This window comes from Streptomyces sp. NPDC048392 (assembly GCF_043200575.1).
Taxonomy (GTDB): Bacteria; Actinomycetota; Actinomycetes; order Streptomycetales; family Streptomycetaceae; genus Streptomyces.
Window position 1 is genome coordinate 173,584 of record NZ_JBICYB010000001.1, and the last position, 15,807, is coordinate 189,390.

The following is a 15,807-nucleotide window of genomic DNA, read 5'->3' on the forward strand; positions in this document are numbered from 1 at the left end:
TTTTGATCACCTGTTGTGTGGCGAAGAGTACGGTTTCTCGCCGTACATCTAGCCAGTCACGAAAAGTGATGTTCTGACGCGACATCAGGTGTGCTGCGCATCACAGCAACTGAGTGCGGGGTCGATTTATCGATCTTGAAGCCTGAGGCGCTCCTGTCAGAGGGTGCGGGCACATTCGTTGCCTGGGTGGGAGTCGCCGCGCATGCGTGCTCAGAGTCCGCTGTCCTGGCCGGGGCGTAGGCGCCCGGCCCTGACTGAGTCACAACGACGGCGCCGGCGGCACGGCCGCGCGGTGACCGTCCTCCTGTTGTCCTCGACGCTGATGGTCACAAGCCTCAGCGCGGAGGCATGGGCGGTACCGGGCCCCGGCATGAGCCGCGAAGAGGCCGTCGACCTCCCCGACCTGCCGGAGAACGCCTCCGTCGACGGGGACGAGGAGGCGGAGAAGAACCTCACGACCGCCGACGTCGTCCCCGTCGACCCGTACGCGCCGACCGCCGTGACGCCCTGGACGGAGAGCAGCGGCACCGCCACCCTGGCCGCGGACGCCGCCGCCGGCACCACGGTCCCGGTCTCGGGTGGCCTGCCCGTCGCGGTCGGTGTGCCCGAGGGAACCGATGCCGCCGCCGTCGCCGGTGACTGGAAGGTCGACCTGGCCGCGCCGTCCGCGTCCCAGGAAGCCGGCGTCTCCGGCCTGATCATGCAGGTCACCCCGCCGGCCACCGCCGACCCGGCCGCACAGGTCGCGCTCGCCGTCGACACCACCTCCTTCGCCGACCTCTACGGCCCGCAGGCCGCCGACCGCTTCGGCCTGGTGCTGCTGCCCGAGTGCGTACTGACCTCTCCCGACAGCGGGGACTGCGCCGCCGAGGGCGGCGCGCAGACCATGTCGGGCAAGGCCGGCGACAAGGCCGAACGGCTGCCCAGCACGGTCGAGGTGGTGCCCGCGAAGGAGGCACCCACCAAGGCGAAGAGCCCCCGTAAGGCCACCACCCACAAGATCCTCACCGGTTCCGTACCGGTCGCCGACCTGCTCGGCGCCGAAGCGACCGCCGGGCAGACCCCCGGGTCCGCCTCGAAGCCGTCGGGTGCCTCCGCCCGCACGGCATCAACCCGCACCGGCGCCCTCCAGGCGGTCGACGCCTCCGGCCCCCAGGTGATCGGCGCCATGGACACCGGAGCCTCGGCCGCCGGCGACTACACCGCGACACCGCTGCTGACCTCGGGGTCCTGGTCCGCCGGAGCCTCCTCCGGCGCCTTCACCTACGGCTACCAGGTCCAGGTCCCCGAGACCGCGGGCGGCCTGATGCCGAAGATCGCGCTGGGCTACTCCTCGCAGTCCGTGGACGGGCGCACCTCCGCCACCAACAACCAGGCATCCTGGATCGGCGACGGCTGGGACTACAACCCGGGCTCCATCACCCGCACCTACGCCAACTGCCGCCAGGACTCCAAGAAGGCCGGGTCCAACAACGCCAGCCACCGCACCGCGGACCTGTGCTGGGGCTCGCAGAACGCCACCCTGTCGCTCGGCGGCATGACCACCGAGCTGGTCTGGGACAAGGACCAGAACAAGTGGTTCACCGCCAACGGCGACGGCGCGAAGGTTGAGCGCATAGAGGACCCCGCCACGCACAACGGCGCCAGGAACGGCGAGTACTGGGTCGTCACCACCCGCGACGGCACCCGCTACCACTTCGGGCTGCACGAGCTCCCCGGCCACACCGAGGGCAAGCCGGTCACCGACTCGGTGCTGACCGTTCCGGTGTACGGCAACCACCCGGGCGAGGACTGCTACAAGGCAGGTGACTGGGCCGGCTCCTGGTGCAAGCAGGCCTGGCGCTGGAACCTCGACTACGTCGAGGACGTCCACGGCAACGCGATGTCCCTGTGGTGGAAGACCGAGCAGAACTACTACGCCCGCAACTTCAACTTCAAGGCCCCCGTCCCCTACGACCGCGGCGGATACCTGACCCGCATCGACTACGGCCAGCGCAAGGACAGCATCTTCTCGGCCCCCGCCCCGGCCCGAGTCAACTTCACCGTCGACGAACGCTGCTTCACCGAGGGCTCACTGACCTGCTCCGAGGAGAACTTCACCGACAAGGACCCGGGCAAGTACCGCATCTGGTACGACACTCCGGCCGACCTGCGGTGTGCCTCCGGCAAGACCTGCTGGAACGCCGGCCCCTCCTTCTGGAGCCGGACGCGCCTGAAGGAGATCCAGACCTCCGCCCAGCGGCGCACCGACACCGACACCCGCCAGGTCGTGGACCGGTACAAGCTCGAACAGAGCTTCCCGGTTCTGAAGACCGGCCCGAACACCGCGCTGTGGCTGGAGTCGATCCAGCGCACCGGCTTCGCCCGCAACGGCTCCACCGACGACAGCGTCGCGCTCAACGCCGTCCGCTTCGAGTCCAACGCGGACGACATGCCCAACCGGGTCATGCGGCCGAACGACCCGCGCCCCGGCTTCTCCCGCCTGCGCATCGCGCGTGTCATCAACGAGTACGGCGGCGAGACCGTCGTCACCTACAAGCCGGCCACCGGCGACTGCGCCACCGGAACCGGACTGCCCGGCAAGTCGGACACCGCCGCGCTGAAGTCCAACACCCGCCTGTGCTATCCGCAGTTCTGGAGCCCCGATCCCGAGGACGAGGAGATCGACTGGTTCCACAAGTACGTCGTCGACTCCATCGAGGAGCTGCCCAACGTCGACGGCTCCTTCGGCACGCGCACGGCCTACCAGTACAAGAACGCCGGCTGGAAGCTCGCCCAGTCGGAGTTCACCAAGAAGTCCACCCGCACCTACTCCCACTTCACCGGGTTCGAGCAGTCCACGGTGATCACGGGCACGGACGAACCGGTCATCGGCAGCAAGAAGTCCAAAGCCGTCACCCGCTACTTCCGCGGCATGGGCGACACCGTCCCGGTGAAGGACATCACCGGCGCCGAGATCGCCAAGGACCGCGAGGCATTCGCCGGCCGCATCGCCGAGGAACTGACCTACACCCACGCCTCCGACGCCGACACCGACTGGCTGTCCCGCGGCGTCACCGTCCCGGCCGCCACCGAACTGGGCAGGCGCGACCGCGACGACGGCCTGGACCCGCTGCGCGCCTGGCGCGTCACGGAGCCCAGGGAGCTCGCGTACACCAAGTCCTCCGGCACCGGTGACGACGACCGCACCCAGCGGGTCGTCGAGACGAAGACGGAGTACGAGTCGACGCACGGCCTGCCCACCCAGGTCGAGTCGCTCGGCGACACCGGCAGGCCGGGCGACGAGTCCTGCACCCGGATGGAGTACCTCCACCACCCCGGCAAGAACCTCATCGGCCTGACCAAACAGGTCCTGGTCTCACCCACCACCTGCGCGAACGCCGACTTCTCCGACCTGTCCACACTCAGCGGCGCCACCCGTACCGCCTACGACGGCACGGGCTACGGCACCGCGCTCGCCGGCACCACCCGAGGCCTGGCCACCGAGACCTGGTCCCTCAACGGCGCCGGCACCGGCTTCCAGACCAACGGCACCAGCCAGTTCGACGCCGTCGGCCGCGTCGTCAAGCAGACCGACCCGGACGGCGAGTCCGGCACGATCACCTACACGCCGGCAACCGGCCAGGTCTTCGAGGTCACCGAGACCAACGCCGTCGGCCACACCCAGAAGCAGGTGCTGGAGCCGGGCCGCTCCACGACCCTGAAGACCACCGACGCCAACGGGCACGTCAGCGAGGCCAAGTACGACCCGCTGGGCCGCCTCCTGGAGGCCTGGGGCCCGGGCCGCACCCCGTCCAGCTCGTCCGTCCCGGACTTCGAGGCCGTCTACACCGTCCCCGAGTACGAGCCGGAGAATCCGGACCGCAAGCCCCCGTTCGTCACCAGCCACACCCGCGGCCACAACGACCGCGTGGAAACCTCCGTCACCCTCTACGACGGCCTCGGCCGCGTGCGGCAGACGCAGGAGGAGGCGGACGGCGGCGGTCACCTGATCACCGACACGCTCTACAACAGCTCCGGTGAGATCTGGCAGACCAGGAACGCCTACCTCACCCACGAGGCGAAGCCGGGCGAGCTGTTCACCCCGCTCGCCGACACGGCCGTCCCCAACATCACCCGGTACACCTACGACGGACTCGGCCGCGTGCTGGAGGAGACACCGGTCCTGAAGGTCATGGACCCCGAGACCAAGGAGGCCACCTCCCAGCCGGTGCCCGCGAAGGCGACCCGCTACGAGTACGGCCAGGACTGGTCCGAGGTGATCAACCCGGCCGGGACCTCCTCCTACCGCGTCTACACCGACGCCCTCGGCCGCACCGCCCGCGTCGACACCTTCAACTCGGCGCCCAGCGGCTTCACGTCGATGCGGTACGCGTACGACAACCGCGGTCAGCTGGTGAAGGCGACCAACTCGGCCGATCCCACGCACCCGTACACGTGGACGTACGACCACCGCGGCCGGCAGACCAGCGCCACCGACCCGGACACGGGTACCACCCGCACCACCTACGACCACCGCGACCGGACGCTGACCACCACCAACGCCCGCGGCGTCACCGTCTGGAACGGCTACGACGTCCTGTCCCGCCCGACCCAGCAGCGCCTGGACAACGCCACCGGCAAGCTGCTCGCCGACATGGGCTACGACTCGGCCCCCGGCGGCAAGGGCATGCCGGCCACCGCCACCCGCTACACCGACGGCCAGGCCTACACCCAGCGCGTCAACGGGTACACCAAGGACTACGACCCGACCTCGACCACGCTGACCCTGCCGCAGACACTGGCCGACACCTGGGGCCTGAAGACCTCCTACACCTACGGCTACACCTACAACGACACCGGAGCCCTCGAGGAGGCCTCGCTCCCGGCCGTCGGCCGCTTCGACGCCGAGAAGCTCGTCGTCCGCTACAACAAGTACGGCAAGCCCCTCTCGGTCTCCGGCAAGGACTGGTACGGCGCCGAGACCGTCTACGACTCCTACGGCCAGGTGCTGCGCTCGACGCTGGGCGCCCAGCCGTACCGGGTGTGGACGCAGAGCTCGTACGACGAGTCCACCGGTGAGCTGAAGGAGCAGTCGGTCTACCGCGAGCAGCGCGGTGACCAGAGCGTGGTCGCCGGCCACCTCGTCTCCAACCGCTCCTACGCCTACGACCCGTCGGGCAACGTCACCTCGGTCCGCGAGCACTCGGACGGCATCGCCGAGCGCCAGTGCTTCGTCTACGACCCGCTGGGCCAGCTGAAGACGGCGTGGACCGCCGAGGACCAGACCACCTGCGCCGGCCCGGAGAACAGCGACGGCACCCTCAACGTGGCTGCGGGCAAGGACGGTTCGGGGTACTGGCAGGAGTACGAGTACGACCTCGCCGGCAACCGCACCAAGCTGACCGAGAAGGACCTCACCGGAGCCACCGCCAAGGACGCCACGACCACCTACTCCTACGGCAAGGCCGACGGCACCCAGCCGCACACGCTGACCAAGGTGTCGAAGGCCTACACCACGCCGCAGGGTGCCCAGGTCAAGGCCGAGGCCGAGCGCCTGTACGAGCTGACCGGCGAGACCAAGTCCGTCACCTCCCTCGAGAACGGCGACAAGCAGGAACTGACCTGGACGTACGACGGCAGGATCGACCGCATCAAGGGCCAGGGCACCGGCGGTGCGACCCCGTACATGGGTCTGGCCGACAAGTGCCTCGACCTCAAGAGCGGCACGGCGGCGGCCGGACAGCCCATCCAGCTGTACTCCTGCAACGCCACGGTGGCACAGAACTGGCACTTCACGCCGACCCCGGGAACGGCCCCGACCGACCCCGACCGGGGCACGATGGTCGTCCACGACGACTGGTGCGTCCAGCCCGTCGGCAGCACGGCCGGTGCCGCCGTCCAGCTCCAGAAGTGCGACGGCTCGGCCGCCCAGGAACTGAAGCGCGACACCTCCGGCCGGCTGACCCACCTCGCGTCGGGCCTCTGCCTCGCGGTCAAGGACGCGAACTCGGCGGACTCGACACCGATCGTGCTCGCCACCTGCGGCACGGACAAGGCCGAGCAGCAGTGGTCCGCCCAGAACGACACCCGCTACGTCTACGGACCCGACGGCGCGCAGCTGCTGCGGATCAAGGACAGGCAGGCGACTCTGTACCTGGGCGAGGCCGAGGTGACCGTCCGTCCGGGCGGCGCCCTGGTCCACACCCAGCGCACCTACTCGGCCCCCGGCGGCGCGGTCATGCGCTACGCCAACGGCAACGGCAGCGAGGCCCTGGTCGCGCTGGCCGGTGATCACCAGGGCAGCACCTACGCGGAGGTCGCCCTCTACGGCGACATGGCGGTGCGCATCCGCAAGCAGGACCCGTTCGGCAACCAGCGCGGCACCGACACGGTCGGCAACGACCTGCAGACCCACTCCGGGTTCCTGGGCGCCACCCGCGACGACGCCTCCGGCTACCAGCCGCTGGGCGCCCGGCTCTACGACCCGGTGGTCGGACGCTTCCTGTCCGCGGACCCGGTGCTGGATTTGAACGACCTGCTCCAGTCCAACGGTTACACCTACGCGCACAACAACCCGGTGACGATGTCCGACCCGACGGGTCTGGCCATCTCCCTGACCGCTTCCGAGCGGACCGCGGCCCTCGTGGGAGCGGGACTGTCGGCGGCGCAGGTCTCCCAGGCGCAGTCCACCATGGGCAAGTCCCTGACCTCGGTGATCCTCGGTGCGGCGTGGAGCACGCTGAAGGACTTCATCGGCATCAGCGACGCCATGGCCTGCTTCGGCGGTGACATGTGGTCCTGTGCCGGCATGGTGATCGGGGCGATCCCGTGGTTCAAGGCCGGCAAGATCCCGGGTGTCCTCAAGGCCATCGACCGCACCATCGACGCCATCCAGGTCTTCCGCAAGGCGAAGAAGGCGGCCCAGGCCGTCCTCAAGGCCGCGAAGGCAGCAGAGGCGGCGGCGCTCAAGGCCAAGAAGCTCGCGATCGAGAAGGCCAAGAAGGAAGCCGCGCAAAGAGCCAAGAAGAAGGCGGCCGAACAGGCGAAGAGAACCGCCGACAAGGCTGCGGCCCAGGCCAAGAAGACCGGCAACGCCGTCCAGAAGCGGGCCCAGGCCAAGGCGGCCCCGAAGGTCTCGTCGGTCAGCAAGTCCTCCGGGGGCGGCAAGAAGGCGGCCTCGAAACCGGGCGGCAACGCCGGCGGCTCCTCCCGCAGCAAGGGCGGCAGCAGCGGAAGCGGCGGCTCCGGCAAGGCCGACGGCGGCTCGTGCCCGATCAACAACAGCTTCGTGCCGGGCACCCGCGTCCTGATGGCCGACGGCACCACGAAGCCGATCGAGCAGGTCAAGGCCGGCGACAAGGTCGTCGCCACCGACCCGAAGACCGGCGAACGCCGGATCGAGACGGTCACCGCCGAGATCAAGGGCGAGGGCCTGAAGCACCTGGTCAAGGTCACGATCGACACCGACGGCAAGGCGGGCACGAAGACGGCCCAGGTCACCGCGACCGACGGCCACCCCTTCTGGGTCCCCGAACTGGGCAAGTGGCTCGACGCCACGGACCTCCGCTCCGGCCAGTGGCTCCAGACCAGCGCGGGCACGCACGTCCAGATCACCGCGGTACAGCGCTGGACGAGCCCCGGGGCGACGGTCCACAACCTGACGGTCGGAAACGTCCACACGTACTTCGTGCTGGCGGGCCCGGCTCCGCTCCTTGTGCACAACTGCGGTGGATCACAACCGGGGCATTCCGATCTTTGCCGGTGCGACCCAGAGAAGCCCCGCAGCGAGGTCGTCCTGGACACGGACTCGTTCGAACAGGCCAGAAACCAGGCGCTGGACATCGTGGGGCCCATCGACACCGGTTCGTGGCAGCGCCGGCAGGGGACAATGGAGTCCGCGGTCGACACCTTCGGCAGGGATACCGGGTTCACCGCGACCAGCGGTGGGGAATACAGGTCGTTCCGCCTGGACACCGACGACAGAATTGGCCCGCACATCAATGTGATGACAGGCAAGGGCGCGTCGGTCCGAAAGTGGGCGATAAGGTTCCCTGGCGGGAGCATCTCGACGTGGTTGAGGCGGAACGTATGACCGACGGTAGTTCCTATGGAAGTCATCCGGAATACCTTCCGGACTTCATGAACGACCCCGGATGCGCCGACGGTCGGCAGGTGGTGAAGCTGAATCTCGCCGAGAACCGCGCACTGACGGCGGGGACGCTGAGCAGATTTCAGGCTGCCACCGGGGACGTGATCGACTTCGAGTTCACTCCGTTCGAAGAGCGCCTCTGGTGGGACGATGAGGAGCACTGGACGCGGATGGCGGCGGAGCTGCTCTCCTCGTACGTACAACGCGGTGAGCGGATCGCCGTCATCTGGGGCAACTACCTGATGCCGACCGTGACGATGCCTGCGGATGTCGCGGTGCGACATGCGCGGGACATCCTGGACGCCGGGCCGCATTTCTGGATCCATCCGCTCGGCGGTTCGGTGCTCATCGAATGTCTGATGGATGGACAGGTGACGATCGTGACGATTCCGTTAGACTGAGTACAAGACCCGCGAGAACGCCCCGCCGGGAATTGGCGGGGCGTTTCTCGCGAATTTTCACACGCGGCGCTCGTCATGTGATGTGCCGTTCGCCGTGGGTACAGCCACAATGCCTTCCGGCAAAGCGGAGCGGCGAGGTCAGCCCGCGCTCACCGTCCCCCGCACCGTCCCATCGGGCGAAGCCACCAGCACCGGCGTCTTCGGACCGCCCAGATCACGCACCGCTGCCCGGTCCTCCTCCGACGCCGACTCCGCCTCCGTCACCACCGCCGCAGCCTCCAGCGACGTCGCGCCGGACGCCACCGCCATCGCCACCGCCGTGCGCAGGGCGCTGAGCTTCAGGGAGTCCAGCGCGACGGTTCCGGCGACGTACGTGCGGCCGGTCTCGTCGCGTACGGCGGCGCCCTCGGGGACGCCGTTGCGGGCGCGGGCCGAGCGGGCCAAGGTGACGATCTTGCGGTCCTCGGGGTCGAGGTCGGGAGTCTCGGTCATGGGGTGAGCATACGGAGCCCCGCCCGGCGCCCGCCCGCTCACCCCGCCACCGGGTACATCACCCCGCGCCGGCCCTCCGGCGAGGCCGGCCACTCGGGCTTCGCCGCGGTGTTCGCCTCGTCCAGCGGCGTGTGCGGCACGACGGTCAGGGCGTGCGGGTACCTGGAGCGCCGTCGACTCCGGGCTGAGCGGGCCGACCAGGGGGAGACCACCTCCTCGCGGCGCACCCCCGGCGTCCGGCGCCGCGACCCCGCCGGACCGCGACCCGCCGGACCGCGACCCCGCCGGACCGTGGCCCCGCCGGACCGTGGCCCCGCCGGACCGTGGCCCCGCCGGACCGTGGCCCCGCCGGACCGTGGCCCCCTCGGACCGCGGCCCCGCCGGACGGCCGGCTCAGGGGCGGTCGAGGCGGAGCCGCTCCGTGCGCGGTAGACCGGCGACCACCAGGTCGTACGAGTCCTCGACCAGCTCCCGGACGACACGGTCCGGGAGCCGCCCGCCGGGTCCGCCGTCCACCGTCACCGTGTTCCAGTGCCGCTTGTTCATGTGCCAGCCCGGGACGATCAGGCCCGGGTGCTCGCGCCGCAGCCGGATCGCGTCGTCCGGGTCGCACTTGAGGTTGACCGTGAGCGGGCGCCCGTCCAGCGAGGTGAGCGCGAACATCTTCCCCAGCACCTTGAAGACCGAGGTCTCCGGATTGAAGGGGAAGTCCTCCACCGCGGCGTTGAAGGACAGACACAGGCCACGCAGTTCACCGGGGGTCATTCCGACACGGCCTCCTCGGCCGGCTTCGCCGCGGCCACCGGCTCCACCAGCACCGTCACGATCTTGTTCCGGCGGCCCGCGGCGGTCTCCGCCGTCAGCCGCAGCTCACGGCCGTCGGGCAGCTCGACGATCGACGACGCCCCGGCGATCGGCACCCGGCCGAGTGCCTTCGCCAGCAGACCGCCCACCGTCTCCACGTCCTCGTCGTCGTACTCGTCCAGGCCGTACAGCTCGCCCAGGTCGCCGATGTCGAGGCGGGCGGTGACCCGGAAGCGGTTCTCGCCCAGCTCCTCGACGGGCGGCAGCTCCCGGTCGTACTCGTCGGTGATCTCGCCGACGATCTCCTCCAGGATGTCCTCGATGGTGACGATGCCGGCCGTGCCGCCGTACTCGTCGATGACGACGGCGACGTGGTTGCGTTCCTTCTGCATCTCGCGCAGCAGGTCACCGGCGTTCTTGGTGTCGGGCACGAAGGACGCCGGGCGCATCGCGGTGGAGACCAGGTCGCTCTCCGCGTCCCGGCTGATGTGCGTCCTGCGGACCAGGTCCTTCAGGTACACGATGCCGACGATGTCGTCCTCGCTGTCCCCGGAGACCGGGATCCGCGAGAAACCGGAGCGCAGGGCGAGGGTGAGGGCCTGCCGGATGGTCTTGTAGCGCTCGATGACCACGAGGTCGGTGCGCGGGACCATGACCTCCCGCACGAGCGTGTCGCCCAGCTCGAACACCGAGTGCACCATGCGGCGCTCCTCGGCCTCGATCAGGGACTCCTTCTCGGCGTAGTCCACCAGCGCCCGCAGCTCCGCCTCGGAGGCGAAGGGGCCCCGGCGGAAGCCCTTGCCGGGGGTGAGCGCGTTGCCGATGAGGATGAGCAGCGACGGGATCGGCCCCATGATCCGGGCCAGCGGCACCAGCACGTACGCCGCGGCCGTCGCCGTGTTCAGCGGATGCTGGCGCCCGATGGTGCGCGGCGACACCCCGACGGCGACGTAGGAGAGCAGCACCATCACCGCGATGGCGATCACCAGCGCCTCGCCGGTGCCGTCGAACTGCCGCAGACAGCCGTACGTGACCAGCGCGGCGGCCGCCATCTCGCAGGCGACGCGGACCAGCAGCGCCACGTTGAGGTAGCGCGTCGGGTCGGCGGCGACCTTGGCGAGCCTCTCGGCGCCGCGCCGCCCGGACCGTACCGCCTCCTCGGCGCGGAAGCTGGAGACCCGGGCGAGCCCCGCCTCCGCGCAGGCGGCGAGCCAGGCCACCACCACCAGGGCGACGGCACCGGCGACCAGCGGGAAGCTCATGAGACCGTCGGGGCCGGGGACGGGCCGGTCAGCCCCTTCTCCGCACGCCAGCCGTCCACGATGGCGGCCTGCAGACCGAACATCTCGGCCTTCTCGTCCGGCTCCTCGTGGTCGTACCCGAGCAGGTGCAGTACCCCGTGGACGGTCAGGAGCTGGAGCTCCTCGTCCATGGAGTGCTGCGTCGGCGCCTCGGTGCCCTGCCTGGCGGCGACCTCCGGGCAGAGCACGATGTCGCCGAGCAGCCCCTGCGGCGGCTCGTCCTCGTCCTTCGACGGCGGCCGCAGCTCGTCCATCGGGAAGGACATCACGTCGGTGGGGCCGGGCAGGTCCATCCACTGGATGTGCAGCTGCTCCATGGCACCGGCGTCCACGACGATCACCGAGAGTTCGGAGAGCGGGTGGATGCGCATCCGCGCGAGCGCGTAGCGGGCGATGTCGAGGATCGCCTGCTCGTCGACCTCGGTTCCGGACTCGTTGTTGACGTCGATCGACATGGTGGTGCTGGTCTACTTCCCCTTGGCCTTGGCACCGCTTCTCGGTGTCCGGCCGCCGTTGTGGCCGCCGTTCTCGGTGCCGTTCCTGCTGTCGTACTGCTCGTAGGCGTCGACGATACGGCCCACCAGCTTGTGCCGGACGACGTCGTGCGACGTCAGCCGGGAGAAGTGGACGTCCTCGACGCCCTCCAGGATGTCCTGCACCTGCCGCAGGCCGGACTTCGTGCCGCCCGGCAGGTCGACCTGCGTCACATCACCCGTGATCACGATCTTCGAGTCGAATCCGAGCCGGGTCAGGAACATCTTCATCTGCTCGGGGCTGGTGTTCTGGGCCTCGTCCAGGATGATGAAGGCGTCATTGAGAGTGCGGCCCCGCATGTACGCCAGCGGGGCGACCTCGATCGTCCCGGCCGCCATCAGCCGCGGGATCGAGTCCGGGTCGAGCATGTCGTGCAGCGCGTCGTACAGCGGGCGCAGATACGGGTCGATCTTCTCGTACAGCGTGCCCGGCAGGAAGCCGAGCCGCTCGCCGGCCTCGACCGCCGGGCGGGTCAGGATGATGCGGTTGACCTGCTTGGACTGCAGGGCCTGCACCGCCTTGGCCATCGCCAGGTAGGTCTTGCCGGTGCCCGCGGGGCCGATGCCGAAGACGATGGTGTGCTTGTCGATCGCGTCGACGTACCGCTTCTGGTTCAGCGTCTTGGGGCGGATCGTGCGGCCGCGCGAGGACAGGATGTTCTGCGTGAGCACCTCGGCCGGGGTCTCCTGGCCGTCGCTCTCCCCGTTCTCGCTCGCCTTGAGCATGGCGATCGAGCGTTCCACTGCGTCCTCCGTCATCGGCTGCCCCGTGCGCAGCACCAGCATCATCTCGTCGAACACGCGCTGTACGAGGGCGACCTCATGGGTGTCGCCGACGGCGCTGATCTCATTGCCCCGGACATGGATGTCGGCCGCCGGGAAGGCCTTCTCGATCACACGCAGGAGGGAGTCTCCGGAGCCCAGTACGGTCACCATGGGGTGCTGGGCGGGGACGGTGATCCGTGCGCTCGCCTGTCCCTGCGCGGGGGTGCGGGATGCGGGTGTCTGAGTCATGGGCCGGCGCTCTAGGCCTGCTCGTCCTCCTCTGCGGCGTGTGCCGCGTGACGGGTGTGTCTGCTGACTCCAGCGTACGACTCCCCGCCGACAGCACCGAGGGTTTTATCCGACCGGCGCACCCGGCGTCGTCCCCGCCCGTCGTCACCGTCCGCGGCGCACCAGGTCCCGGAACCAGCCGTACGACGCCTTGGGCGTGCGCTCCAGCGTCGTGAAGTCCACGTGGACCAGTCCGAAGCGGCGGGCGTATCCCTCGGCCCACTCGAAATTGTCCAGCAGCGACCACACGAAGTAGCCGCGCACGTCCACGCCCGCCTCGATCGCCCGGTGCAGGGCGCGGACGTGCCCGTCGAGGTAGGCGATGCGGGCCCGGTCGTCCAGGCCCTCGTAGGAGCAGCCGTTCTCCGTGATCACGACCGGCGGGAGCCGGTCGCCGTAGCGGTCGCCCAAGCCGGTGAGCAGCTCGGTCAGCCCCTCCGGGACGACCGGCCAGCCGAAGTCCGTCAGCGGCCGGCCCTCGATCCCGCGCACCGAGAAGGGCAGTTCGGCCGGGAGCGTCACCCCGCCGAACTCGATCTCCGCGCCCTGCGGGGCGCCCACCCGCGTCGGCGCGTAGTAGTTCACGCCGTACCAGTCCAGCGGCTCGGCGATGATCCTCAGGTCGGCGTCGGTCCTCCCGGCGGGACCGGGCATCAGCTCACCGATGCCCTCCGGGTACCGCCCGGTCAGCAGCGGGTCGCAGAACATCCGGTTCAGCAGGACGTCGTAGAACTCCGCCGCCTCCCGGTCGGCCGGTTCGTCCGAGGCGGGCCAGGTGGGACCGTGCGAGTTGGCGATGCCGACGTCCGTGGCGCCCAACGCGCGCAGCGCCCGTACCGCCAGACCGTGCGCCAGCAGCTGGTGGTGGGCGGCCGGCAGGGCGTCGAACAGCAGTCGGCGGCCGGGGGCGTGCACGCCCAGGGCGTGGCCGAGCAGGGTGTGCTCGGCGGGCTCGTTGAGGGTGATCCACTTCTCGACCCGGTCGCCCAGCCGCGCGGCGACGACCGACACGTACTCCGCGAACCGTGACGCCGTGTCCCGCTCCAGCCAGTCCAGGCCCGCCGGCAGGTCCCAGTGGAAGAGCGTCGGCACCGGCCGCACGCCCGCCGCGCACAGCTCGTCCACCAGGCGGTCGTAGAAGTCGAGACCGCCGGGGGAGCCCACCCGGGGCCACGAGACGGAGAAGCGGTACGCGTCCACGCCGAGATCCGCGAGCAGGGCCACGTCCTCGCGGTAGCGGTGGTAGTGGTCGCAGGCCACCGCCGCCGTCGAGCCGTCCTTCACCCGTCCGGGTTCGGCCGTGAAGGCGTCCCACACGGACGGCCCCCGCAGCTCGGCCGCGCCCTCGATCTGGTGCGCGGACGTGGACACCCCCCACAGGAAGCCGGCCGGGAAGCGCGGCATCGCGTCAGTCGCCATGCGCGGATCATCCGTACCCCCATGGAAGCAAGTCAACTCCCGTGCGCGACAACCGACTTACGCCCCCTCCTTCAGCACCCGCGAGATCAGCGCGCGCTGCTCGTCCGTCAGCCGGGGATCGGCCGCGTACACCGTCTTCCCGTCCACCGTGAGCTGGTAGCTGAACCCGTCCGGCACCCCGACCGGCGGTGTGCCCCGGCCGTCGGCGACCGCCCGCTCGGCCAGGGCGTGCCACTCGGCCGCGTCGGGGCGTCCCGAGGTCTCGACCTCCGCGTGGCGTTCGATGCCCGCGAAGCCTCCTGTGCGCCTCACCTGAATTCGCATGGGACCGTGTCTAGTACGGAACTACAGCGTCCGCACCCCGACCTGCTCCCAGGCCTTGCGCACCGCCTCCAGCTCCTCGGCGTCGCCGTAGCGCTCCCGGGCGGCCTTCAGGGTCAGCGTCGCGAAGTCCGCGAACAGCGCGTCCTGGGCCAGCTCGCCGCCGGTCAGCACGTCGTACCAGATCTGCCCGGCCCGCTCCCAGGCGTGCCCGCCGAGCGCGGTGGCGAGGAGGTGGAAGGCGTGGTTGGGGATGCCGGAGTTGATGTGCACGCCGCCGTTGTCGCGGCCGGTGCGCACGAACTCCTCCATCGTCGCGGGCTGCGGGTCCTTGCCGAGCACGTCGTCGTCGTACGCCGTGCCCGGCGCCCTCAGGGAGCGCAGCGCCTCGCCCGTCACGCGCGGGGCGAGCAGCCCGGCGCCGATCAGCCAGTCGGCCTCGGCGGCGGTCTGCCCGAGCGCGTACTGCTTGACGAGGGAGCCGAAGACGTCGGACACCGACTCGTTGAGGGCGCCGGGCTGGCCGTAGTAGGTCAGGTTGGCGGTGTGCTGGGTGACGCCGTGGGTCAGCTCGTGGCCGATCACGTCCAGGGCGATGGTGAAGTCGAGGAAGATCTCCCCGTCCCCGTCGCCGAAGACCATCTGCTCGCCGTTCCAGAAGGCGTTGTTGTACTCGCGGTCGTAGTGCACGGTCGCCTTCAGCGGCAGCCCGTCGCCGTCGACGCTGTTGCGCCGGTACGCCTTGAGGAAGTGCTCGAAGGTCGCGCCCAGGCCCGCGTAGGCGCGGTTGACGGTGGCGTCCCGGCCGGGTTCCTCGCCCTCGCCGCGCACCCTGCGGCCCGGCAGGTCGGTGCCGTGCCGGGCGTCGTGGACCGTGCGCCGCGGCTTCTCGGGCTCGGCGTCGGCGGGCGGGACCACGGTGGGGGCGCCGATGACCGTGGTCAGGCCGCGGCGGGTGCGCTCGAAGGCGTCGCGCTGGAGGGTGCGGCGGGCGGGCCCGGCGAGCACGGGGTCGGCGTTCCGGGCGAGCCGGTCGAGGACGTGGGGCGGCACGATGGTGCAGAAGACGGGCTGGAAGCCCCCGTATGTCGTCATGTCCGGCACTTTCGCACTGGGTGACCGCGCTGTCACCACCCGCAACCATGATTGGTGAAAAGCGTCGTCAAGGCGGTCTCGGTGCCGGCCGCGAGTGGTATACGGCACTTTTTGTCCCGGTTCCCTCCGTGGTCCCGCATACTGATACGGACCCGCGTGACCGGCGTGACTCGGCTAAGGTGCTGGGCATCATGCGATTCGGGCTGCTTCTCCTTAGCTGCCGCGGCGAGGGCCTGTAGAGGCCGACTCCCTCCCCG

General features: G+C 70.1%; 10 protein-coding genes and 1 pseudogene. 2 read left to right on the forward strand and 9 right to left on the reverse strand.

Features of this window, described 5'->3' with window-relative positions; all coding sequences use genetic code 11:
- The first annotated feature begins 322 nt into the window (after positions 1-322).
- A complete protein-coding gene (locus tag ACGFYH_RS00695) occupies positions 323-8,074 on the forward strand; it encodes a ricin-type beta-trefoil lectin domain protein (protein WP_393801500.1) in 7,752 nt (2,583 codons plus the stop codon).
- Complete coding sequence (locus tag ACGFYH_RS00700; protein ID WP_393800945.1) at positions 8,053-8,532, forward strand: hypothetical protein; 480 nt, start codon at positions 8,053-8,055, stop codon at positions 8,530-8,532. Before ACGFYH_RS00695 ends, ACGFYH_RS00700 begins: the two co-directional genes overlap by 22 nt.
- 138 nt (positions 8,533-8,670) lie before the next feature.
- Here ACGFYH_RS00700 and ACGFYH_RS00705 read toward each other — a convergent pair whose 3' ends face one another.
- The 9 genes and pseudogenes from ACGFYH_RS00705 to ACGFYH_RS00745 all read right to left on the reverse strand — a co-directional run bounded on the left by ACGFYH_RS00705 (position 8,671) and on the right by ACGFYH_RS00745 (position 15,550).
- Positions 8,671-9,024, reverse strand: coding sequence for a cytidine deaminase (locus ACGFYH_RS00705; RefSeq protein WP_393800946.1), 354 nt, complete (start codon positions 9,022-9,024; stop codon positions 8,671-8,673).
- Between the two features lie 38 nt (positions 9,025-9,062).
- Positions 9,063-9,231 (reverse strand): annotated as a pseudogene (locus ACGFYH_RS00710) (XRE family transcriptional regulator); the annotation flags it as partial.
- A gap of 186 nt (positions 9,232-9,417) precedes the next feature.
- Positions 9,418-9,789, reverse strand: a complete 372-nt coding sequence (locus tag ACGFYH_RS00715) for an MmcQ/YjbR family DNA-binding protein (protein WP_393800947.1) — start codon at positions 9,787-9,789, stop codon at positions 9,418-9,420.
- A complete protein-coding gene (locus ACGFYH_RS00720) occupies positions 9,786-11,090 on the reverse strand; it encodes a hemolysin family protein (protein ID WP_393800948.1) in 1,305 nt (434 codons plus the stop codon). The genes ACGFYH_RS00715 and ACGFYH_RS00720 overlap by 4 nt, the downstream gene beginning before the upstream one ends.
- On the reverse strand, positions 11,087-11,584 hold the full coding sequence (gene ybeY, locus ACGFYH_RS00725; RefSeq protein WP_393800949.1) for an rRNA maturation RNase YbeY: 498 nt from the start codon (positions 11,582-11,584) through the stop codon (positions 11,087-11,089). Before ybeY ends, ACGFYH_RS00720 begins: the two co-directional genes overlap by 4 nt.
- Before the next feature lie 12 nt (positions 11,585-11,596).
- Positions 11,597-12,676 (reverse strand): PhoH family protein, encoded by a 1,080-nt coding sequence (locus ACGFYH_RS00730; RefSeq protein ID WP_393800950.1) that lies wholly within the window; start codon positions 12,674-12,676, stop codon positions 11,597-11,599.
- Between the two features lie 144 nt (positions 12,677-12,820).
- Entirely contained in the window at positions 12,821-14,134 is a 1,314-nt protein-coding gene (locus ACGFYH_RS00735; protein ID WP_393800951.1) for a GH1 family beta-glucosidase, read from the reverse strand.
- Positions 14,135-14,191: 57 nt separating this feature from the next.
- Positions 14,192-14,458 carry a protealysin inhibitor emfourin gene (locus ACGFYH_RS00740; protein ID WP_393800952.1) on the reverse strand — a complete coding sequence of 89 codons (267 nt, stop codon included), beginning with the start codon at positions 14,456-14,458 and terminating at the stop codon, positions 14,192-14,194.
- Between the two features lie 21 nt (positions 14,459-14,479).
- A complete protein-coding gene (locus ACGFYH_RS00745) occupies positions 14,480-15,550 on the reverse strand; it encodes a M4 family metallopeptidase (RefSeq protein ID WP_393800953.1) in 1,071 nt (356 codons plus the stop codon).
- Between the last annotated feature and the right edge of the window lie 257 nt (positions 15,551-15,807).

Coding starts and splice junctions, on each gene's coding strand:
- ACGFYH_RS00695 (WP_393801500.1), top strand. CDS start 323: ATGGTCACAAGCCTCAGCGCGGAGGCATGGGCGGTACCGGGCCCCGGC.
- ACGFYH_RS00705 (WP_393800946.1), bottom strand. CDS start 9,024: ATGACCGAGACTCCCGACCTCGACCCCGAGGACCGCAAGATCGTCACC.
- ACGFYH_RS00715 (WP_393800947.1), bottom strand. CDS start 9,789: ATGACCCCCGGTGAACTGCGTGGCCTGTGTCTGTCCTTCAACGCCGCG.
- ACGFYH_RS00720 (WP_393800948.1), bottom strand. CDS start 11,090: ATGAGCTTCCCGCTGGTCGCCGGTGCCGTCGCCCTGGTGGTGGTGGCC.
- ybeY (WP_393800949.1), bottom strand. CDS start 11,584: ATGTCGATCGACGTCAACAACGAGTCCGGAACCGAGGTCGACGAGCAG.
- ACGFYH_RS00730 (WP_393800950.1), bottom strand. CDS start 12,676: ATGACTCAGACACCCGCATCCCGCACCCCCGCGCAGGGACAGGCGAGC.
- ACGFYH_RS00735 (WP_393800951.1), bottom strand. CDS start 14,134: ATGGCGACTGACGCGATGCCGCGCTTCCCGGCCGGCTTCCTGTGGGGG.
- ACGFYH_RS00740 (WP_393800952.1), bottom strand. CDS start 14,458: ATGCGAATTCAGGTGAGGCGCACAGGAGGCTTCGCGGGCATCGAACGC.
- ACGFYH_RS00745 (WP_393800953.1), bottom strand. CDS start 15,550: ATGACGACATACGGGGGCTTCCAGCCCGTCTTCTGCACCATCGTGCCG.